The organism is Streptomyces sp. NBC_00669 (assembly GCF_036226785.1).
In the GTDB taxonomy this organism is placed as follows: domain Bacteria; phylum Actinomycetota; class Actinomycetes; order Streptomycetales; family Streptomycetaceae; genus Actinacidiphila.
The window spans coordinates 3,449,791-3,468,120 of record NZ_CP109018.1 but is presented as its reverse complement, the minus strand read 5'-3'; the positions used below and the strand labels follow the sequence as shown (position 1 = coordinate 3,468,120).

Genomic DNA, 18,330 nt, shown 5'->3' with positions numbered 1-18,330 from the left:
GCTCGGCCTGGTCTGCTTCTGTCTCCTGCCTGTCGGCTGCGGCCCCTCCGGTGGGGGTCACGATCATCCGTCCTCCCCGGCTCCCATGACGCCAGTGGCCATGGACCCCGGACCGGAGTGCGTGGGGGGCGGCGCCGCCAAAGGGCTGCACCTGTTCAGCCAGGCCGCGACAGCGCTGCCGGGCGGAACGAGTGTGACGTACGCCGAAGGACACGCGGACGGCACCCACCGCACCGCGGAGTTGACGACCGGCTCCACTCGGCTGACGGTGGAGCCCGCGCAGCGAGTCGACCTGGGCGGCCACACGTACACCGTCGCTCAGATCTGCACCTACCGCGTCGTGCTGACCGGTCCTGGGCTGCACGCGCCCACCGAACGGGGAGAGAAGATGACCGACTGGCCGATGACCCGGGACGGCATGCTGTCGCTGGCCTGGCACACGCCCAACAGCAGTACCGGGGGCGACCAGGTGGTCGTCACCGACATCGAGTCCGGCCCGCTGCGGTGCGCCGTCCACGTCGTGCACGACAGCCGACCGGCCGGCACCTTCCGCGACGTGCCCGTCGGCGGCACCATCGAGTTCGCCGGCCGGCTGTGGAAGGTCGCGTCCATCGACACCGGAAACATGGCTGTCTCCGTCGCCTCAAGAGACTTCAAGCCGGGCCATGTCACGCTCAAGGAACTCGGTGGCGCGTAGGGCGGGTTGGTGGTGGGGGGCCGGACAGGTGGGGAAGGGAACGCAGGGTCGGGTGGGGGCGTTTGGCCGTCTGGTGGTGGGTGGCTGTCTTGCTGCGGCCGCGGCCGCGTGCGGCGGTACGGGAGCGGGGAGCGAGCATTTGCCCCGTCCTTCCGCTTCGGTCACCCCGGACCCGGGGCCGGTCTGTGTCGGTGACCTGAGTCCGGTCGGCGGGCTGCACATCCTGCGCGGGGGAGGGGCGGCCCTGCCGGGCGGTCGGTGGGTGACGTACGCGTCGGCGGCCGCGGACGGCAAGAGCCGTACCGCGGTGCTGACCCAGGGCGGTCGCAAGACCACCGTGGCTCCGCGGCAGAAGGTCACCCTCGGCGGTGGCGTCTACGTGGTCGCTCAGATCTGCACCTACCGGGTGGTCCTCACCGCGCCCGGCAAGAACCTCACGGAGCAGGAGAAGGACATGGCCAAGTGGCCCAGCATCGACAACGGCCGCTGGACGCTGCGCTGGCACGTTCCCGACACCGGCCCGGACATGAGCGTGGTCGCCGACAACTTCGCCGAAAGTCCTCCGAGTTGCTCGATCGGCGTGGCTTCCAAGGGGCAGTACCTCGCCTCGTATCGGGATCTCCTGGTCGGTGACACGGTCGAGATCGACGATCGGCGCTGGCAGGTGGCGTCCATCGACGCCGGGAACATGGACGTCGCCATCGACTCCCCGGACTTCGCACCCGGCCGGGTGCGGCTCAGGGAACTCGGTGGCGCGTAGGGCGGGTTGGTGGGGGGTGGTGGGTTCCGGACAGGTGGGGAAGGGAACGCACGGTCGAGCTATAGCACTTGACGGTCTGTTTTGTGCACGACTTCCATCAACGGGTGCAAAACGCTGAAACCGTCCGGTCGTTGGCGTTACTGTCGGTTCCGTGTTCGCTGCAGAACGTCGTCAGTTGATTCTGGAAATGGTGCGGGCTAACGGAGCGGTGTCGCTGCGGGAGCTCGCCCGGGTCGTCCAGACGTCCGAAGTGACCGTGCGCAGGGACGTACGGGCGCTGGAGGCGGAAGGACTGCTGGACCGCCGGCACGGCGGTGCGGTGCTGCCGGGTGGCTTCACCAGGGAGTCCGGCTTCCCGCAGAAATCCCATCTAGCGACCGCGGAGAAGACGGCCATCGCCGATCTCGCGGCCGGCCTCGTCGAGGAGGGCGAGGCGATCGTGGTCGGTGCTGGTACGACCACGCAGGAACTGGCCAGACGGCTGGCGCGGGTGGCCGGGCTGACCGTGGTCACCAACTCCCTGCTGGTGGCCCAGGCGCTGGCGCACGCCAACCGTGTCGAGGTGGTGATGACCGGGGGCACCCTGCGCGGCTCGAACTACGGGCTGGTCGGCAGCGGGGCCGAGCAGTCGCTGCACGGGCTGCGGGTGTCCCGGGCGTTTCTGTCCGGCGCGGGGCTGACCGCCGAGCGCGGGCTGTCGACGTCCAACATGCTCGCCGCGAGCGTGGACCGGGCGCTGGTGCAGGCCGCCTCGGAGGTGGTGGTGCTCGCCGACCACACGAAGCTCGGCGCCGACACGATGTTCCAGACCGTGCCGACCGACCAGATCACCCATCTCGTCACCGACGAGCCCGAGCCGGACGACGAGCGCGCCGGCACGGAGTTGCAGGCGCTGGCCGACCGGGGGGTGCAGGTCACCGTCGCCTCGCTGCCCGGGAGCGGGTCCAGTGCGGCGGTGGCCGCCGCGGCGGCAGCGGACGGGCTGGCGTCCGGGCGCGGGTTGCCCGGGCCGCGGCGGCACCACCCGCTGCGCGGCGCCCCGCCGTTGGGCGCGGGTCCGGTCGGCAACGGGGAGAGCCCCACGCCCCGGCTCGCCGACGTCCGCCGCCGCTGAGCCCTGGGCCCTGCGTGAACCCTGCGCGCTGAACCCTCAGCCCTGAGCCACGCGCCCCATGCCCCTGAGCGGCTCCCCTTCCGTGAAAGGAGAGCCGCTCAGAGGCGCGGAAGGCCACCCGCTCAGCGGGACCCGGCGTGCGCGTCGGACGCGGCCGGGACCGTCGCGGCGGGACGACGCTCCCCGGCCGAGGCCACCGCCGGTGCTCCCGCCGGCGACCCTGCCGACGCCTCCGCGGACGGCCTCGTACGGATGCCCTCCATCATGATGCTCATCAGCCGCTGGAAGACCCCCTTCTCCGTGGAGTCCTTCTCCGCGGCCTGCACCACCGCGTACGTCAGCTTGAGCAGGTCGCCGATGCGGATGTCCTCCCGTACCGCGCCCGCCTGCTGCGCACGGGTCAGGAGTTGCCCGCCGGACTCGCGCAACTTGAACTTGCACGCGGGCATCTGCGTGTCGGACGCCTCACCGATGGCCGCGGCCATGCCGCGGTACGCCGACGAGTGCGCCGCCATCGCGTACAGCCATGAGGTGAGGGCCTCGGTCGGGTCGTCCGCGGACATCAACTCGATGGAGCGAGCGCCGAGCGCGTCGATCTCGCGGACGAAGACCGCGTTCATCAGGCTGTACCGGTTGGGGAAGTGCCGGTAGAGCGTGCCGATGCCGACGCCCGCGTGCCGGGCGATGTCCTCCAGCGCGACATCGGTGCCGTGCACGATGAACGCCTGCCGGGCCTCTTCGAGCAACCGGTCGTAGTTGCGTTGCGCGTCTGCCCGCATCGTCGGTCCCGCCTCCACTCCGGAATATCTCGCCGAAAGCGATTGTAGTTCCGGAGGAAGCCTCCGTATAGTTTTCGGAGGAGACCTCCGTTTACTCTCTCCGCTGGAGGCTTACTCACCATGTCCACGCCCACGACGCGTGACTCCGACAGCACCAACAGCACCGGAGGAACAGACCTGACCCACAGCACCCAACAGGCCGGCAGCGCCACCACCGGTGCCGTCCCCGCCCCCACCCGGCAGCCGTCGTCCCCCGCGAGCCGCCACCCGTACCTCGTCCTCGGTGCCATCGTCGGCACCCAGCTGATGATCCTGCTCGACGCCACCGTGGTGAACGTCGCGCTGCCCGGCATCGGCACCCACCTGGGCTTCTCGGCCACCGGCATGTCGTGGGTGCTCAACGTCTACACCCTCGCCTTCGGCGGCCTGTTGCTGCTCGGCAGCCGAATAGGCGACCTGATCGGCCGCCGTACGGCGATGGTGTGGGGCGTCGCCGCCTTCACCGTCGCCTCGATCGCGGGAGGGCTGGCCAACGACGCGACCACCCTGCTGGTCGCCCGCGGCTTCCAGGGGGCCGCCGCAGCGCTGGCCGCGCCCAGCACCCTGGCCCTGATCGCCACGTCGTTCAGCGAGGGCACCGAGCGCAACCGGGCGCTGAGCGTGTTCTCGGCCGTTTCCGGCGCGGGTTCGGCGATCGGCCTGACCGCCGGCGGCATCCTCACCGACCTGGGCTCCTGGCGCTGGGTGTTCTTCATCAACGTGCCGGTCGGCGCCCTGATCATGGTGCTCGCACCGCGCTTCATCAACGAGACCGCCCGCCACCGCGGCGGCCGCTTCGACATCGCGGGCGCGCTGACCGGCACGCTCGGCATGGCCACCTTGGTGTACGGCTTCATCCGGGTCGGCGAGAGCAAGTGGACCGACGGACGGGCGCTCGCGTCGTTCGTGATCGCGGTCGCGCTGCTCGGCGCGTTCCTCGTCAACGAGACGCGGGTCGAGCGCCCGCTGGTGGTGCTGCGGCTGTTCGCCGACCGCAACCGGGCCATCGCCTACAGCGTGATGCTGCTGGTGCCGGCCGGGATGTTCGGCGTCTTCTACTTCAGCACCCAGTACCTTCAGACGTATCTGCACTTCAGCCCGTTGAAGACCGGCTTCGCGTTCCTGCCGCTGGCCGGGCCGCTCTTCGTCGCCGCGCGGCTCGCGCCGCGCATGATCGGCAGGTTCGGCGCGAAGACGGTGGTGAGCATCGGGCTGCCGATCAACCTGGCGGGCACGATCTGGATCACCCAGCTCGGCCCGACCGACGGCTACGCGGCCGGACTGCTCGGCCCGCTGATGCTGGTCGGCTTCGGGGTCGGCTGGACGATGATGCCGCTCAACACCTTCATCCTCTCCGGCGTCCAGCCCCAGGACGCGGGCTCCGCGTCCGGCCTGCTCCAGACGATGCAGCAGATCGGCGGCAGCCTCGGACTGTCGGTGCTGGTCACCGTCTTCGGTACGGTCTCCCGGCACGCGCACGGCAACGCGTTCATCAACGGCGCCACCGCCGCGTTCACCCTGGCGGCGATCTTCGTCTCGGCCGCGGTGGTGATGGTGTTCCTGCTCAAGGCGCCTCCGAAGCCGGCGCTGCGCTGAGCGGGAGCGGCGGCGCGCCGCGGGCGCGCCGCCGGGGCCCGACCGTATGACGTGCGGCGGGCGGCGGCTGACACCAGGTCAGCCGCCGCCCGCTTCCGCGTGGGCGCGCCATGCGCGCCCCGCCCTGCCTCAGTCCTTGATCTCGCAGATGACCGCGCCGGAGGAGATCGAGGAGCCGACCTCCGCCTTCAGGCCGACGACGGTGCCGGAGCGGTGCGCGTTGAGCGGCTGCTCCATCTTCATCGCCTCCAGCACCACGATCAGGTCGCCCTCGGAGACCTGCTGGCCCTCCTCGGCCGCGACCTTCACGATGGTGCCCTGCATCGGCGAGGCGAGCGTGTCGCCTGACACGGCGGCGCTCGCCTTCGCCGCGGCCCGCCGCTTCGGCTTGGCCCCCGCGGCCAGCCCGGTACGGGCCAGCGTCATCCCCAGGTGCGCGGGCAGCGACACCTCCAGGCGCTTGCCGCCGACCTCGACCACGACGGTCTCGCGCCCGCCGGACTCCTCCTCGTCGGCCGCCGCGCCCTTGAACGGAGGGATGGTGTTGTCGAACTCCGTCTCGATCCACCGGGTGTGCACCGTGAACGGGCCGCCGTCCGTCGGCGCGAACGCCGGGTCGACGACCACCGCGCGGTGGAACGGGATCGCGGTCGCCATGCCCTCGACGGTGAACTCGCCCAGCGCGCGGGCGGCCCGCTGCAACGCCTGCTCACGGGTCGCCCCGGTCACCACCAGCTTCGCCAGCAGGGAGTCCCAGGCCGGGCCGATCACGCTGCCGGACTCCACGCCCGCGTCCAGCCGTACGCCGGGACCCGAGGGCGGGGTGAAGACGGTGACGGTGCCGGGCGCGGGAAGGAAGTTGCGGCCCGGGTCCTCGCCGTTGATCCGGAACTCGAAGGAGTGGCCGCGGTGCTCCGGGTCGTCGTAGCCGAGCGCCTCGCCGTCGGCGATCCGGAACATCTCCCGGACCAGGTCGATGCCGGAGACCTCCTCGGTGACCGGGTGCTCCACCTGGAGGCGGGTGTTCACCTCCAGGAAGGAGATGGTGCCGTCCTGGCCGACCAGGAACTCGCAGGTGCCCGCGCCGACATAGCCGGCCTCGCGCAGGATCGCCTTCGACGCGCTGTAGAGCTGCGCGTTCTGCTCCGGCGACAGCCAGGGCGCCGGGGCCTCCTCCACGAGCTTCTGGTGCCGGCGCTGCAAGGAGCAGTCACGGGTGGAGACCACCACCACGTTGCCGTGCGTGTCGGCCAGGCACTGCGTCTCCACGTGCCGGGGCCGGTCCAGGTAGCGCTCCACGAAGCACTCGCCGCGGCCGAACGCGGCCACCGCCTCGCGCACCGCGGAGTCGTACAGCTCCGGGACCTCCTCCAGCGTGCGGGCGACCTTCAGGCCGCGGCCGCCGCCGCCGAAGGCCGCCTTGATGGCGATCGGCAGGCCGTGCTCCTTCGCGAACGCGACGACCTCGTCCGCACCCGACACCGGGTCGGGGGTGCCGGCCACCAGCGGGGCGCCCGCTCGCTGGGCGATGTGACGGGCCGCCACCTTGTCGCCCAGGTCGCGGATCGCCTGCGGCGGCGGGCCGATCCAGGTCAGCCCGGCGTCCAGCACCGCCTGGGCGAACTCCGCGTTCTCCGACAGGAACCCGTAGCCGGGGTGCACCGCGTCGGCGCCCGACTCCGCCGCGGCGGCCAGCACCTTGCCGATGTCGAGATAGCTGGTCGCCGGGGTGTCACCACCCAGCGCGTACGCCTCGTCGGCAACCCGGACGTGGACCGCGTCCCGGTCCGGCTCCGCGTACACCGCGACACTGCCGATACCGGCATCCCGACACGCACGAGCGACACGGACAGCGATTTCACCGCGGTTGGCGATGAGCACCTTGCGCACGATGGCTCCCTCCTTGGAACAAGCAGAGTTTAGGCAATGGCCACACTTGAAACCGAGGCACCCCTACACGTGAGGTTGCCCACACAGAGGGTGATCCAGGGGCCCGGAGAACCCGTGGAAAGCCTGCTCATTCCAAGGTACGGCGCGGGTTGGCGCAATGTCCCGCACTCCCGTGTGTGGAACGGGTCTCGCATGTCGGCCGACCTGGGACGCGCCGATCCTTTGTGGAGTTCCTACGAAGAGAGCACGGAAACTTTGCTGCCGTCCGTTCCCTGACGAGTGGTTGTGCCCGGGCCCTTGCCGCCGCGCATACCCGTGAGTAGCCTGCGAGCCGCGGGGTACCTGGGGTAACTCCCCGGAAAATCCCGGCGAGTCGGGGCGCGGTAGGGCTTCGGCTCGCAAGGACCACCCGGACGGACCATGACAAGGGGGACGATGTGCGCAGAGGTATAGCCGTGGCCACCGCCGTGGTGCTCGTGCTCGACGCCCTCACCATCGCTGCGGTGAACTGGATACTCGGGCTGGCGGTTCGCCGCCAGCAGATGTCCCTCGGCGGGCTGCCGACCCACGCGATGGAGGTCGGGTCGTGGGTGGCGGGCGGGATATTCGCGCTCTTCCTGCTCGGCTGCGCGGCGCTGGTTGCCCGCATCGCGCTGCGCGACCGGATGGCCGGCAGGGTCGGCCGCATCGTGCTCATCGTCTGCGCCGTCATCCACGGGGTGGTCGGCGCCGCCGTGGTCGGGCTCGTCGGGTGGTACGCGTTCGTGGTGATGATGGTGATACTCGCGCTGCTCGTGGGCACGTTGCTGCTCTACGCGCCCGACCAGAACGGTACCGACGAGAACGGCGCCGTCGAGGCGGTCCCGGCCACCTAGCGAGGCGTCGGCCGCGTAGCGAGGCTTGGCCCCATCTCTGGCGCCACCTCCGCCCCCGGCTCTACGCCCACCCCCGGCCCCACCTCTACCTCCGGCTCTACGCCCACACGTCGGCGGTCACGCCCACAAGTCGGTGATGGGGATGCCCAGCTCGGCCAGGAGGGCGCGCAGGAGCGGGAGGGAGAGCCCGATGACGTTGCCCGGGTCGCCCTCGATGCCGTCGACGAAGGGGGCCGAGCGGCCGTCGAGGGTGAAGGCGCCGGCGACGTGGAGGGGTTCACCGCTGGCGACGTAGGCCGCGATCTCGGCGTCGTCCGGGGTGCCGAAGTGCACCGTGGTGGAGGCGGTCCGGGACAGCCGGCGGCCGTCGGCCGTGTCGATGACGCAGTGCCCGGTCTGGAGCACCCCGCTACGTCCGCGCATCGCGTGCCAGCGCTGCGTCGCCTCGGCCGCGTCCTTCGGCTTGCCCAGCGCGCGACCGTCGAGTTCGAGCACCGAGTCGCAGCCGACCACCAGCTCGCCGCCGTCCAGCCCACCGCCGTCCGCGACCGCCGTCGCCTTCGCCTCGGCCAGCACGCGGGCCAGTTCGGCGGGGGAGGGCGCGGTGATCGCCTCCTCGTCGACGCCGGAGACCACCACCTTGGGGTCGAGCCCGGCCTGTCGCAGCAGCCCGAGACGGGCGGGCGAGGCGGACGCGAGGACGAGGGCGCGGCGGGGCGAAGAGGTCACCGGGCCATCGTAGAGAACGCCGGGAGCGCGACCGCCGCCCGCTCACGCATGCCAGGCGGCCAGCGCCATCACCATGACCGCCGCCACCGCGAGCACCAGCATCGCCCGGCGCAGCATCACCTGAGCCCGGCGCAACTCCTCGTCGCGCTTGCGCGGTTGATCATCGGACCACAGCATGCCGTCAAGGGTGGACCGTCGCGCGGACGCGCGCCTGAGTACGAGTACTCACTGCGCGGCCCGACGCACTGACCGCCCCACCCGTCCCACGGGCCCCTGCGGTCAGGCGCCCTGCACGGTCAGGCGCCCTGCACGGTCAGGCATCCTGCACGGTCAGGCATCCTGCACGGTCAGGCCGGCCACACCGAGGTGCGCCACGCCGTCGGGCCGGGCCGGGGCGCGGCGCCCGGCACCGTACGGGCCGGGTCGGACCACGCGCTGCGCGCGCCCGTCCGGCCGTCGCCGCCACCGTCGGAGTCCAGGGCGGCGGCGCGCGCCTGGACCAGCGCGACGACCGCCGCCAGCTCCTCCGGGGTCGGCCGGCCCCGCTCCACCTTGATCATCATCCGTACGGTCCTCCTTCGCGGGTCCGGCTGCCCGGCTGCCGTTGCTACAGCGGGATGTTGCCGTGCTTCTTCGGCGGCAGGCTCTCCCGCTTGTTGCGCAGCGTCCGCAGCGCCTTGACGAGCTGGGCGCGGGTCCTGGACGGCTCGATGACCGCGTCCACGTAGCCGCGCTCGGCCGCGACGTAAGGATTCAGCAGGGTGTCCTCGTAGTCGGTGATGAGCTGCCGGCGCAGCGCGTCGGCCTCCTCCGGGGTGGCCGCCTCGGCGAGGGTGCGGCGGTGCAGGATGTTGACGGCGCCCTGCGCGCCCATCACGGCGATCTGGGCGGTGGGCCAGGCGAGGTTGAGGTCCGCGCCCAGGTGCTTGGAGCCCATCACGTCGTACGCGCCGCCGAACGCCTTGCGGGTGATGATCGTGATGAGGGGCACGGTCGCCTCGGCGTACGCGTAGATCAGCTTGGCGCCGCGGCGGATGATGCCGTCCCACTCCTGGCTGGTGCCGGGCAGGAAGCCGGGGACGTCGACGAAGGTGACCACCGGGATGTTGAAGCTGTCGCAGGTCCGCACGAAGCGCGCGGCCTTCTCGGAGGCGTTGATGTCCAGACAGCCGGCGAACTGCAGCGGCTGGTTGGCGACCACGCCCACCGGCCGGCCCTCGATCCGGCCCAGGCCGGTGAGGATGTTCGGCGCGAAGAGGGCCTGCGTCTCCAGGAACTCGCCGTCGTCCAGGACGTGTTCGAGCACCTTGTGCATGTCGTAGGGCTGGTTCGCGGAGTCCGGGATGAGCGTGTCCAGCTCGCGGTCCTCGTCGGTGGACTCCAGGTCCGCCTCGGCCGGGAAGGCGGGCGGCTCCTCCAGGTTGTTGCTCGGCAGGTAGGACAGCAGCGCCTTGACGTACTCGAAGGCGTCCTTCTCGTCGCCGGACAGGTGGTGGGCGTTGCCGGAGGTGGTGTTGTGGGTGCGCGCGCCACCCAGCTCCTCCATGCCGACGTCCTCGCCGGTCACCGTCTTGATCACGTCGGGACCGGTGATGAACATGTGCGAGGTCTGGTCGACCATCACCACGAAGTCGGTGATCGCCGGGGAGTAGACCGCGCCGCCCGCACACGGGCCGACGATCAGGCTGATCTGCGGGATCACCCCGGAGGCGTGGGTGTTGCGGCGGAAGATCTCGCCGTACATGCCGAGCGAGGTGACGCCCTCCTGGATGCGGGCGCCGCCGGAGTCGTTGATGCCGATCACCGGGCAGCCGGTCTTCAGCGCGAAGTCCATCACCTTGACGATCTTCTCGCCGAACACCTCGCCCAGCGCCCCGCCGAAGACCGTGAAGTCCTGGGAGAAGACCGCCACCGGGCGGCCCTCGACGGTCCCGTAGCCGGTGACCACCCCGTCGCCGTACGGGCGGTTCGCCTCCAGGCCGAAGTTGGTCGAGCGGTGCCTGGCCAGCTCGTCCAGCTCGGTGAAGGAGCCGTCGTCCAGCAGCAGTTCGATCCGTTCCCGGGCGGTCAGCTTGCCCTTGGCGTGCTGCTTCTCGACGGCCCGCCGCGAACCCGCGTGCGTCGCCTCCTCGATCCGGTGGCGCAGATCGGCGAGCTTCCCCGCGGTCGTGTGGATGTCGTACTGCGGCTCGGCCATGGAAGCGGCTCTCCTGCTCTCGGCGGGTCGTACGCGTACGGTCAGCGCGCACGTGACTGGCGAGTAACGCTGCTGAGTAGCGTAGTGGTGACGCAGACGAACGAGCAGTGCGGCGTTCACCACATCGCGTGCGGGGCGGCGGGCGTGGCGTGGTTCCCGCGGGCGGTGCTCATAGGGTGGGGGCATGACGTCCAGCCGCTGGTCCGACCTGGAACGGCCGCCGCTCAACGCCGGCGCCCTGCGCAAGGCGGTGGTCACACCGGAAGCGGTATGGACCTCGCTCGATGTGGTGGAAGCCACTGGCTCGACCAACAGCGACCTGTCCGCCCGGGCCGCCGACGGCGCGCCCGAGGGCGCGGTGCTGGTCGCCGAGGAGCAGACCACCGGGCGCGGCCGGCTGGACCGGCGGTGGAGCGCACCCGCCCGGTCCGGACTGTTCTTCTCGGTGCTGCTCCGGCCGGGTGAGGCCGCCGCGACCGCCGACGGCATCCGCAAGCCGGTGCCCGTCCACCGCTGGGGCTGGCTGCCGCTGCTCGCCGGTGTCGCCACCGCCACCGCGCTGTCCCGCGCCGCGGGTGTCGACACGGCACTCAAATGGCCCAACGACCTGCTGCTCACCGTTGACGGCGAGGAGCGCAAGGCCGGCGGCATCCTCGCCGAGCGGGTCGGGGAGACCGCGGTCGTCGTCGGCATCGGGCTGAACGTGTCGCTGCGCGCCGAGGAACTGCCGGTCGGCACCGCCACCTCGCTCGCCCTCGCCGGCGCCCCCGGCACCGACCGCGACCCCCTGCTGCGGGCCGTCCTGCGCTCCCTCGGCGACTGGTACGACGCCTGGCGGGCGGCGGGCGGCGACCCGGCCGCGTCCCGGCTCCAGCAGACCTACGCGGCGGGCTGCGCCACCCTCGGCCGCCAGGTGCGGGCCGAGCTGCCCGGCGGCCGGGACCTGTCCGGCACGGCGGTCGCGGTCGACGGCGACGGGCGGCTGGTGATCGCCGGGTCGCACGGCGAGCAGGCGGTCGGCGCCGGCGACGTGGTCCATCTGCGCCCCACCGGGTGAGAGTGAGCCAGGGCACACCTGCCGTATCGTTGAGGGGCTGCGTCGTCTCGATGATCGGAAGGGCTGTGCGCAGGGACTCTTCAGGGGCCGGGCGGTAGACGTGGACAACGACAGCCCCCCGCCGAATGCCTCCGGCGGTGAAGCCGCCTCCGACGGTGCGCGTGCCGCGTCCGGCGGTGATTCGGCGTCCGGCGATGCCCGGGCCGAGGGTTCTGGTGGGGCCGCGGGTTCAGGCGGTGCTGAGGGTTCGGGTGGTGCTGAGGGTTCGGGTGGTGCTGAGGGTTCGGGTGGTGCCGAGGGTTCCGGTGAAGCGGCGGGGGGCGGCGAGCCCGCACTTTCCGGTGGACCGGAAGACGGCGCGGACGGCGGCGGGGGAGAACCGGACGGCGGCGGGGGAGCCGGCGAGGAAGCAGACCCTGGCGAGAACCAGGACGAGAACCAGGACGAGGACCCGGACCAGGACCAGGACCAGGACCAGGACCAGGACCAGGACCAGGACCTCGGCGAGGCAGGGGTGGAGTCCGGGGAGCACCCGCTGGCGCTGCGGTTGGAGCAGCTGATCCTCGGCGCGCCGCGCCGCTACACCCCGTTCCAGGCGGCCCGTACCGCGGGCGTGTCCATGGACCTGGCCTCCCGTTTCTGGCGGGCGATGGGCTTCGCCGACATCGGCCAGGCCAAGGCGCTCACCGAGGCGGACGTCCTGGCGCTGCGCCGCCTGGCCGGGCTGGTCGAGGCGGGCCTGCTCAGCGAGTCGATGGCGATCCAGGTGGCGCGGTCCACCGGGCAGACCACCGCGCGGCTCGCCGACTGGCAGACCGACTCCTTCCTGGAGGGCCTGACCGAGCCGCCCGAGCCGGGCATGACCCGGGCCGAAGTGGCTTACCCGCTGGTCGAGTTGCTGCTGCCCGAGCTGGAGGAGTTCCTGATCTACGTGTGGCGCCGGCAGGTCGCGGCCGCCACCAGCCGGGTCGTACAGTCCGACGACGAGGAGGCGGTCGACCGCCGGCTCGCCGTCGGCTTCGCCGACCTGGTGGGCTTCACCCGGCTCACCCGCCGGCTGGAGGAGGAGGAACTCGGCGAGCTGGTCGAGGCGTTCGAGACCACCGCGGCGGATCAGGTCGCCGCGTACGGAGGACGGCTGATCAAGACGCTCGGCGACGAGGTGCTCTTCGTCGCCGACGACCCGGGGACCGCAGCGGAGATCGGTATCCGGCTGATCGAGACGATGACCGGCGACGAGACGATGCCCGCGCTGCGGGTGGGGATGGCGTTCGGCACGGTCACCACGCGGATGGGGGACGTGTTCGGGACGACCGTCAACCTCGCGTCCCGGCTCACCTCGATAGCGCCACGCGACGCCGTCCTCGTGGACGGGGACTTCGCGGAGGCGCTCGGCGCGGCCGGGGAGGCCCCGCTCTCCGAGGCCGACGTCGACGCGACCGCGGAGAAGTACCGCTTCGCCCTCCAGCCGATGTGGCGCCGCCCGGTCCGAGGGCTCGGCGTGGTCGAACCCTGGCTGCTCTCTCGCCGAGAGGCCTGACCCGATCCCCCCCGGGTGCCCTCGTTCCCGTCGCTTCCGGGGGCACCCGCCGGAGGGGGTCCCTACCTGGCGAGAACACCGTCCAAGTACGCCTGCACAGGCGCGAAGAGCCCGTAGGGAACGTATTCGGCGATCTCGGAGTGCGCACACCAGGCCAGCTCCGCCAGTTCGTCGTCGTCAGCGACACGTGCGGTGCCCGCTACGACGTCGCAGGCGGTGTACGACATCAGCCGGTGCGTCTTCGGATGGACCCGCTCGCCGATCAGCCGGACGGCTACGACGTGCAGACCGGTCTCCTCAAGCGTCTCCCGAACGGCGGCTTCCTCCGGCGACTCTCCCGCCTCGATCGCTCCGGCCGGGAACTGCCAGGAGAGCTGTCCCTCGGCGATACGTCGACGGACCATCAGGACACGGCCCTCATGGGCGATGATCGCCGCCGAGATACCCGGGCGCTCATCGGTGGGTTGATCGGTCACGATTGTTCCTCCAAAGCCGCGATCACTGGCGGGAGATGACGACGTGTAACGCCTGGGGCCGGCCAGTTCGTAAAGCGTCATGCTGCCCTTGGTCTTCGCTGTTCGGTGATGTCAGCAGAACGAACCGCGCTCTCGCCGCGTGCGCGCACCTTCGGAAGGATGACGGCACCGCCGTATGTCCCAGCTCACGAGGGCTGTTTCGTGGGCTTGCGTTGGTGGCTGGCCCAGTCCTCGTGGATGGTGCGGAAGGCGGGGAGGACGTCGTGGGCGAGGAAGTCGGTGTGGGCGCGTAACCGGGCGATGAGCGCGGCGAGTTCGGCGGGTTCGTGGCAGGTCGTCGTGTGGTTCTGGGTGATCTGGACGAGGAGGACGGGGGTGAGGGGGTCGTCGGGGCGGGCGTGGTCGGGGTGCGGGTGGCATTCGATCTCGCAGAAGTACGACGCGATGCCGTCGTCGGCGTCCGGGTCGTCGTCGCTTTGGCTGACGAGGGGCGTGGCCAGGGCCGTGAACGGGAAGTGGTGCACGATGTCGGTGAGGGTGAGGCTCAGGGCGCGCGGGTCGAGGTCGGTCTCGCTGGGGTCGTCGTCCGCCCAGGCGGGCAGGTAGCCGTAGGCCGTGGTGCCGTTGGTCGTGGTGATCCGCCAGGTGCGTGCTCGGCTGGTCGTACCCAACGCCGAGGCGTCGGTGCTCATCGGTGGGGCTCCATCGCGGTGTGTTCGGCCAGCGCGGTGCGGAGGAAGGTCAGCGAGTCCGTCGGCGTGAGGGCGGTGTCGCGGAGCAAGTCGTAGGCGAGGCGCAGCGGTTCGACGTCTTCGGGTTCCTCCACGAGGTGGCCGCTCCAACTGCTTTGCGTGTACGCCACCACGTGGCCGTCCTGGAAGAAGATCAGCTCCAGGCAGCTGCGGATGTGGTGCGGGCCGGTGCCGAACGGGACGACGTGCAGGGAGACATCGGGCTGCTGGGCGGTCTCGATGAGGTGTTCCAGTTGGGCGGTCCACGTCCGGGGGTCGCGGGCTTTGCGCCGCAGCACGGCTTCATCGATCAACGCGCGGTAGTGGACGGGGTTCGGTCCGGTCAGACGGTCTTGCCGCTTCAGCCGTGCGGCGACCTGGGCGCCCAACTCCTTGACCCGGTGCGGGCGGACGGTGCTCAGTTGCTCCTCGGCGTACGCGCGGGTCTGGAGCAGGTACGGCACGGCGCTGACGGCGTACTCCTGGACGCTCACCGCGTCCGCTTCCAGGGGCGCCAATCCGAGGAACGGTCGGTCCTTCGCCTCGCGTTTGGCCAGGTGCCACAGCTTCACCAGGAGGTCGCCCGTGCCGTACACCTTGTCCAGCGCGGCAGCCGCTTCAAGGGTGCCGAGACGTTGCCCCCGCTCCAGCCGGTGCAGGTACGACTGCTCGTACATGCACAGCCCCGCGAGTTCCATCAACGTCAGCCCCGCCTGCTGCCGCCGACAGGCCAGCTCGCTGGCGTACAACTCCCGCGCGGATAACCACTCCCAGTCGATGACGACCTTGCTCCCGCTCCCGCCGCTTACGCTGCTTCCGGCCATACGGAATTCCTCTCTACGGTGATGGTCGTGCTGGTGCTATGTGCCCCGGGGGCCACGGGAATTCCGCGTGCCGGGGCGCCATGTCCCCTCGTCCGGACTCGAACCGGAGTCATCGGGCCTGCCCGCACGCATGAACGGAGAGTGTGCGGTGCCGCCCGGGCTCTTCCTGACTGAGCTACAAGGGGGAGTTCATGAATCAAGGGGGCGACCGGGTGCCACCGGTGGCAGGTCCAGCAGCGCACCACGGCTGTCGGCAACGCGCAGCGCGTCCGACAACGCCGTGCACAAGTGCGTCACCATGCCGTGGAGTTCGGTCTCCGACGGAGCCGCCTCCCGCAGCGTCTTACGCACGAAGCCCAGCAACTCCGAGCCCATTCCGAGCTGCACCGACTCCATCTCGTCCGCCAACCGCCACAAAGCCGATGCCGTGTCGCGCTCAACCGAGGGCAGGTAACACGCCTGTCCGTTCGGCCCGGGCCAGGGCAGCAATCGCAGACTCACCGTGCAGCCCCCGACTGCGTTGAGATCGCGACACCAATCAGAGCAGTGCGCGGCGCCGGCCACCAACGCCTGACGGGTTTCCACATGTCGGCCTGCCTCCCAGGTGCGTCACACCCCGCGCCGCGACAGCGGCATCCGGGGCTGTGTCAGTCCATGGTGAAGACCCGTCAGGGACTTTTGTTTCCAGGTCGGGAGACAGTCCAGACGTCTGGCCGCTATCGTAGAGAACGCCCAAACGACCCAGGGGTAAGTATTGAATACGTACCTGCGATCTGCTATGCAGTCGGCGAGCATGTCGCCGCGACAGCTTGCGCTTCGAGTTGGCGTTTCTGGCAAGACCGTTGAACGATGGGTGGCTGACGCGGAGCTGATCCCGCACGCCAGAAATCGGGAAGACGTATCCTCTGTGCTGGGAGTTGACCAGGATATGCTGTGGCCGAAAGCGGTGAAAAATCGAATCAAGACGGGTGGCGACCAGGAGATTGTTCGCTCTTACCCCTACCGCTCGGCGTGTCCGTCGACGGTTTGGGGGGAGCTGACCGCCAACGCTGCAGATGATCTTTTCTTCGCCGGCTACACGAATTATTTCCTTTGGTTGGATCAACCGCATTTCGTTGCAACTCTGCTCGGGAAACTCGACAATGGATGTCGAGTCCGTTTTCTGCTCGGAGATCCCGAAGGTGAGGTCACGCGCAGTCGAGAGCGGGTGGAAGAGGTTGCTCTCAGCGTGTCGACGCGGATTCGCATCACCCTGGAGCACATAGAGAAACTCGGATCGCACCAGGGGCTTGAGGTCCGGTACTCGGCGACGGAAGACGCGGTGAACCACGTGTCCTTGTCCGTGTTCCGATTCGATGGCGAAGCCCTCGTCACTCCGCATCTCGCTCGATTGGTCGGGCATGACTCGCCCCTTCTTCACCTGCGAAAGCTGAGCACAGGGGGACTCTTCGATCGTTTCGCTGAGCACGCCGAGGAGTTGTGGTCAAGGGGTGTCCCCATTGACGCGACGAAAGCAGTGCGGAACTGACTCCGGCCGGTCGGCTCCGGTCACCTCTCGCCGTCTACCAACGACGTAGGGTGCCCGGAGCGTCCGAACTGGCCCGCCGCGCGCGGGAAGCGCTGGCCTGAGATGCCGATCGGCCGGCCGGCGAAGGGACGCATCGTGGTTCCGGAACCGTGTCGTCCTGCTTCAGCGCAGCGAGAACGCCACGTTCGTCCGTAGGTCCGTAGATCCGGAGGCTCGGCCGGCTGCCGGGGGCCGTGCGTGCCCCCCACCGGCAGGTGGTCCCTCGGCCGGACGGAACCCGGGGCACCCCGGGGGTCAGGGGCGCCGTCCACGGAGCCTGCGGCGTTCGCCTTCGGGGCGGGACGGGGGGGAGTCGGCGAGGCGGACCACCGGGTCCTGCGGGCCCTCACGGCCCGCGACCACCGGGTAGTCCGCGCGGAGCGCCTTCGCCCGGTACTGTGCCGCGTCCGCCAGACGGAAGAGGCGCCGGGCGGAGCGGACCGGTCCGATCGGGTCACCGGTGGAGGCGAGCCCGCAGGCCACTCCGTCACCGACTTCCAGTTCGGCGGCGCGGCGGCACAACTCGTCGGCGGCGCGTACGACTTCGTCGGCGGTCTGCCCCACCGCGACGAGGCAGAACTCGTCCCCGCCGAGCCGTGCCGCGAGACTCCCGGGAAGCATCGCGCCGCAGAGCGAGAGGAGCGAGCCGAATCGTTCCAGCAACCGGTCGCCGACCGCGTGCCCGAGCCGGTCGTTGACCCGCTTCAGCCCGTTCAGGTCGCACACCACCAGGCTCACCACCGCGCCCTGCTCCCGGTGCAGCTCCAGCGCCTCGTCCAGCCGCACGTCCACCGCCCTGCGGTTGCCGAGGCCCGTCAACGGATCGGTGAACGCGAGGAGTTGGACTTCGGCGAGGCGTTCGGTCTGGGCGATCCCGGACGCGATCAGCGCCGCCAGCACCGTGGCGAAGTCGGCGTCCGCGCGGTCGAAGCCGGCCTCGCCCACCCGCCGCGCGACGTACAGCTCGCCCCAGGCCCGCCCGTGCAGCACGATCGGCGCGACCACGCAGCTGCCCCGCCCGCGCCGCCGCAGCGCCGCGGCCCGGCCCCAGCTTCCTCCGCCGGGGGACGTACCGGTCGCGTCCTTCGTCTCCACCCACGCGTGCGGCTCACCGCCCGCGGCCCAGGTGCCGTGCAGGAACTCGGCGATCTCCGGGAAGTCGTGCACCGAGTACGACTCGTCGGCCGGCTCCGCCTCCTCGCCCGGGGCCAGGTCGCCGTCGTTGACCAGGACCCGCAGCCGGCCGGTCTCCCGCTCCCACGCCGAGACCGCGGCGAAGGTGCCCTGCATCGCCAGCCGGGCGCGGCGCGCCCCCGCCCGGACCGTCGCACGCGGGGTCTGCGCCGTGGCCAGCGCCTGTGCCAGCTCGACGACCGCCCGCAGCCGCACATCGGCTGTACCTTCCGCCATCACCCCAGGCTAGGCACGTTTGCCCCGCCTTGACGCTCGACCGGCCCCG

Annotated in this window: 19 protein-coding genes, 1 tRNA gene and 1 pseudogene; 9 read left to right on the top strand and 12 right to left on the bottom strand. The window is 70.9% G+C overall.

Translation table 11 applies throughout. The features are described 5' to 3' along the window. Positions 1 to 100 precede the first annotated feature (100 nt). From OG896_RS14045 to OG896_RS14035, 3 genes are all read left to right on the top strand, one after another. Positions 101 to 697, top strand: coding sequence for a hypothetical protein (locus OG896_RS14045; RefSeq protein WP_329365498.1), 597 nt, complete (start codon positions 101 to 103; stop codon positions 695 to 697). A gap of 262 nt (positions 698 to 959) precedes the next feature. Beyond that, positions 960 to 1,457: a hypothetical protein gene (locus OG896_RS14040; protein ID WP_329365496.1), complete on the top strand. Its 498-nt coding sequence runs from the start codon at positions 960 to 962 to the stop codon at positions 1,455 to 1,457. Positions 1,458 to 1,644: 187 nt separating this feature from the next. Then, positions 1,645 to 2,571, top strand: a complete 927-nt coding sequence (locus OG896_RS14035; RefSeq protein WP_402447458.1) for a DeoR/GlpR family DNA-binding transcription regulator — start codon at positions 1,645 to 1,647, stop codon at positions 2,569 to 2,571. A gap of 122 nt (positions 2,572 to 2,693) precedes the next feature. On the opposite strand, the gene OG896_RS14030 is transcribed toward OG896_RS14035, so the two are convergent. Continuing rightward, on the bottom strand, positions 2,694 to 3,350 hold the full coding sequence (locus OG896_RS14030; RefSeq protein WP_329365492.1) for a TetR/AcrR family transcriptional regulator: 657 nt from the start codon (positions 3,348 to 3,350) through the stop codon (positions 2,694 to 2,696). A gap of 120 nt (positions 3,351 to 3,470) precedes the next feature. Here OG896_RS14030 and OG896_RS14025 point away from each other — a divergent pair, with 120 nt between their 5' ends. After that, on the top strand, positions 3,471 to 4,985 hold the full coding sequence (locus OG896_RS14025; protein WP_329365491.1) for an MFS transporter: 1,515 nt from the start codon (positions 3,471 to 3,473) through the stop codon (positions 4,983 to 4,985). Positions 4,986 to 5,114: 129 nt separating this feature from the next. On the opposite strand, the gene OG896_RS14020 is transcribed toward OG896_RS14025, so the two are convergent. Further along, entirely contained in the window at positions 5,115 to 6,875 is a 1,761-nt protein-coding gene (locus OG896_RS14020) for an acetyl/propionyl/methylcrotonyl-CoA carboxylase subunit alpha (protein ID WP_329365489.1), read from the bottom strand. A 437-nt stretch (positions 6,876 to 7,312) separates the two neighbouring features. Between OG896_RS14020 and OG896_RS14015 the strand changes: the two genes are divergently transcribed. Next, a complete protein-coding gene (locus OG896_RS14015; protein WP_329365487.1) occupies positions 7,313 to 7,750 on the top strand; it encodes a hypothetical protein in 438 nt (145 codons plus the stop codon). Positions 7,751 to 7,867: 117 nt separating this feature from the next. Here OG896_RS14015 and OG896_RS14010 read toward each other — a convergent pair whose 3' ends face one another. From OG896_RS14010 to OG896_RS13995, 4 genes are all read right to left on the bottom strand, one after another. After that, a complete protein-coding gene (locus OG896_RS14010) occupies positions 7,868 to 8,479 on the bottom strand; it encodes a Maf family protein (protein ID WP_328468462.1) in 612 nt (203 codons plus the stop codon). A 42-nt stretch (positions 8,480 to 8,521) separates the two neighbouring features. Continuing rightward, positions 8,522 to 8,656, bottom strand: coding sequence for a morphogenic membrane protein MmpB (gene mmpB, locus OG896_RS14005; RefSeq protein WP_328468464.1), 135 nt, complete (start codon positions 8,654 to 8,656; stop codon positions 8,522 to 8,524). Between the two features lie 170 nt (positions 8,657 to 8,826). Next, positions 8,827 to 9,042: an acyl-CoA carboxylase subunit epsilon gene (locus OG896_RS14000; RefSeq protein WP_443057033.1), complete on the bottom strand. Its 216-nt coding sequence runs from the start codon at positions 9,040 to 9,042 to the stop codon at positions 8,827 to 8,829. Positions 9,043 to 9,086: 44 nt separating this feature from the next. Continuing rightward, entirely contained in the window at positions 9,087 to 10,676 is a 1,590-nt protein-coding gene (locus tag OG896_RS13995) for an acyl-CoA carboxylase subunit beta (protein WP_329365484.1), read from the bottom strand. Between the two features lie 184 nt (positions 10,677 to 10,860). Here OG896_RS13995 and OG896_RS13990 point away from each other — a divergent pair, with 184 nt between their 5' ends. Both OG896_RS13990 and OG896_RS13985 read left to right on the top strand, forming a co-directional pair. Further along, on the top strand, positions 10,861 to 11,733 hold the full coding sequence (locus tag OG896_RS13990; RefSeq protein WP_329365482.1) for a biotin--[acetyl-CoA-carboxylase] ligase: 873 nt from the start codon (positions 10,861 to 10,863) through the stop codon (positions 11,731 to 11,733). Positions 11,734 to 11,833: 100 nt separating this feature from the next. After that, positions 11,834 to 13,273, top strand: coding sequence for an adenylate/guanylate cyclase domain-containing protein (locus OG896_RS13985; protein WP_329365480.1), 1,440 nt, complete (start codon positions 11,834 to 11,836; stop codon positions 13,271 to 13,273). A gap of 62 nt (positions 13,274 to 13,335) precedes the next feature. On the opposite strand, the gene OG896_RS13980 is transcribed toward OG896_RS13985, so the two are convergent. The 5 genes from OG896_RS13980 to OG896_RS13960 all read right to left on the bottom strand — a co-directional run bounded on the left by OG896_RS13980 (position 13,336) and on the right by OG896_RS13960 (position 15,889). Next, positions 13,336 to 13,749, bottom strand: coding sequence for an NUDIX hydrolase (locus tag OG896_RS13980; protein ID WP_329365478.1), 414 nt, complete (start codon positions 13,747 to 13,749; stop codon positions 13,336 to 13,338). A 185-nt stretch (positions 13,750 to 13,934) separates the two neighbouring features. Beyond that, positions 13,935 to 14,441, bottom strand: coding sequence for a DUF6907 domain-containing protein (locus tag OG896_RS13975; protein WP_329365476.1), 507 nt, complete (start codon positions 14,439 to 14,441; stop codon positions 13,935 to 13,937). Then, positions 14,438 to 15,304, bottom strand: coding sequence for a helix-turn-helix domain-containing protein (locus tag OG896_RS13970; RefSeq protein WP_329365475.1), 867 nt, complete (start codon positions 15,302 to 15,304; stop codon positions 14,438 to 14,440). The genes OG896_RS13975 and OG896_RS13970 overlap by 4 nt, the downstream gene beginning before the upstream one ends. A gap of 83 nt (positions 15,305 to 15,387) precedes the next feature. Beyond that, positions 15,388 to 15,489: transfer RNA gene (locus OG896_RS13965), tRNA-Cys, on the bottom strand. Positions 15,490 to 15,493: 4 nt separating this feature from the next. After that, the gene (locus OG896_RS13960) at positions 15,494 to 15,889 is read right to left on the bottom strand and encodes a hypothetical protein (protein WP_329365473.1); all 396 of its coding nucleotides are present in this window, start codon (positions 15,887 to 15,889) and stop codon (positions 15,494 to 15,496) included. Positions 15,890 to 16,157: 268 nt separating this feature from the next. On the opposite strand from OG896_RS13960, the gene OG896_RS13955 reads away from it, so the two are divergent. Then, positions 16,158 to 16,832, top strand: coding sequence for an XRE family transcriptional regulator (locus OG896_RS13955; RefSeq protein ID WP_329365472.1), 675 nt, complete (start codon positions 16,158 to 16,160; stop codon positions 16,830 to 16,832). A gap of 14 nt (positions 16,833 to 16,846) precedes the next feature. Next, positions 16,847 to 16,933: pseudogene (locus OG896_RS13950) on the top strand (tat (twin-arginine translocation) pathway signal sequence domain-containing protein); the annotation flags it as partial. Between the two features lie 193 nt (positions 16,934 to 17,126). On the opposite strand, the gene OG896_RS13945 reads toward OG896_RS13950, so the two are convergent. Beyond that, complete coding sequence (locus OG896_RS13945; RefSeq protein WP_329365470.1) at positions 17,127 to 18,281, bottom strand: GGDEF domain-containing protein; 1,155 nt, start codon at positions 18,279 to 18,281, stop codon at positions 17,127 to 17,129. Positions 18,282 to 18,330: the final 49 nt, after the last annotated feature.

Excerpts from the sequence above, each read along its gene's own strand:
- OG896_RS13945 (WP_329365470.1), bottom strand. The coding sequence starts at position 18,281 with ATGGCGGAAGGTACAGCCGATGTGCGGCTGCGGGCGGTCGTCGAGCTG.
- mmpB (WP_328468464.1), bottom strand. The coding sequence starts at position 8,656 with ATGCTGTGGTCCGATGATCAACCGCGCAAGCGCGACGAGGAGTTGCGC.
- OG896_RS13995 (WP_329365484.1), bottom strand. The coding sequence starts at position 10,676 with ATGGCCGAGCCGCAGTACGACATCCACACGACCGCGGGGAAGCTCGCC.
- OG896_RS13970 (WP_329365475.1), bottom strand. The coding sequence starts at position 15,304 with ATGGCCGGAAGCAGCGTAAGCGGCGGGAGCGGGAGCAAGGTCGTCATC.
- OG896_RS14045 (WP_329365498.1), top strand. The coding sequence starts at position 101 with ATGGACCCCGGACCGGAGTGCGTGGGGGGCGGCGCCGCCAAAGGGCTG.
- OG896_RS14035 (WP_402447458.1), top strand. The coding sequence starts at position 1,645 with ATGGTGCGGGCTAACGGAGCGGTGTCGCTGCGGGAGCTCGCCCGGGTC.
- OG896_RS13975 (WP_329365476.1), bottom strand. The coding sequence starts at position 14,441 with ATGAGCACCGACGCCTCGGCGTTGGGTACGACCAGCCGAGCACGCACC.
- OG896_RS14030 (WP_329365492.1), bottom strand. The coding sequence starts at position 3,350 with ATGCGGGCAGACGCGCAACGCAACTACGACCGGTTGCTCGAAGAGGCC.
- OG896_RS14000 (WP_443057033.1), bottom strand. The coding sequence starts at position 9,042 with ATGATGATCAAGGTGGAGCGGGGCCGGCCGACCCCGGAGGAGCTGGCG.
- OG896_RS14025 (WP_329365491.1), top strand. The coding sequence starts at position 3,471 with ATGTCCACGCCCACGACGCGTGACTCCGACAGCACCAACAGCACCGGA.
- OG896_RS13990 (WP_329365482.1), top strand. The coding sequence starts at position 10,861 with ATGACGTCCAGCCGCTGGTCCGACCTGGAACGGCCGCCGCTCAACGCC.